2 protein-coding genes are annotated in these 631 nt (G+C 72.1%); one reads left to right on the top strand and one right to left on the bottom strand.

Translation table 11 applies throughout. The features are described from left to right. The first annotated feature begins 147 nt into the window (after window positions 1-147). Window positions 148-387: a hypothetical protein gene (locus ABZ453_RS20585; RefSeq protein ID WP_359016369.1), complete on the top strand. Its 240-nt coding sequence runs from the start codon at window positions 148-150 to the stop codon at window positions 385-387. Between the two features lie 101 nt (window positions 388-488). On the opposite strand, the gene ABZ453_RS20580 is transcribed toward ABZ453_RS20585, so the two are convergent. Further along, window positions 489-614 (bottom strand): hypothetical protein, encoded by a 126-nt coding sequence (locus ABZ453_RS20580; RefSeq protein WP_359016552.1) that lies wholly within the window; start codon window positions 612-614, stop codon window positions 489-491. Window positions 615-631 lie beyond the last annotated feature (17 nt).

Raw genomic sequence — 631 nt, 5'->3', positions numbered from 1 at the left:
TCTCGCCCTGCCTGCCGGCCGCGCGCCGCGGGCCCCCCCCGCGGGGGCCCCGCCCTGCCGCGCGGCGCCGGTGGCCCCCCCCCCCCCCCCCCCCCGCCTCTCGCCGTTCCGGGTGCGCGGCCCTCGCTTCCGCAGGAGTCTGAAGACATGGCACATCCGACGGAACATCCGCATGTCGTGGTCCACGCGCCGGCTCTGGACGGCTCACGGCGGGTCACGGAGGGCGACAGGACGCTCGGCATCGCCACGCACCTGGACGACGTGTCCGAGATCCTGCGGCAGGCCGACCTCTACGTGACGGACGTCGAGGGAAGCGAAATCATCGAGTGGCAGGGCGGCGGCCCCGAGGACTGGCCGGGGCTGTCCGAGCACGACGAACTGGCGTGACCACGCACGTACACCCGGGGACGTAGGACGTCTACGCAAACCTCAAATCCAGCTCTGAACATGGGTCAACAGGCTTCAACCGCCCGTCCCCGAGGGCATATTCACCAAGCCTGGGACCCGCCGACACGGGGGCGGCGGGCCCCGGAGACGACGAAGGGCGGCAGGCCCACGGTGTGCGAGGGGGTGGGCAGCACGCTCTCCGGCCTGCTGGTGTCGATCTTCGTCATGGCAGGTCAGCGCCCTT

The organism is Streptomyces sp. NPDC005799 (assembly GCF_040630525.1).
Classification (GTDB): domain Bacteria; phylum Actinomycetota; class Actinomycetes; order Streptomycetales; family Streptomycetaceae; genus Streptomyces; species Streptomyces griseorubiginosus_B.
Note: the sequence above shows the minus strand (reverse complement) of the source record. Positions and strands in the feature narration are given on the sequence as shown.

Excerpts from the sequence above, each read along its gene's own strand:
- ABZ453_RS20580 (WP_359016552.1), bottom strand. The coding sequence starts at position 614 with ATGACGAAGATCGACACCAGCAGGCCGGAGAGCGTGCTGCCCACCCCC.
- ABZ453_RS20585 (WP_359016369.1), top strand. The coding sequence starts at position 148 with ATGGCACATCCGACGGAACATCCGCATGTCGTGGTCCACGCGCCGGCT.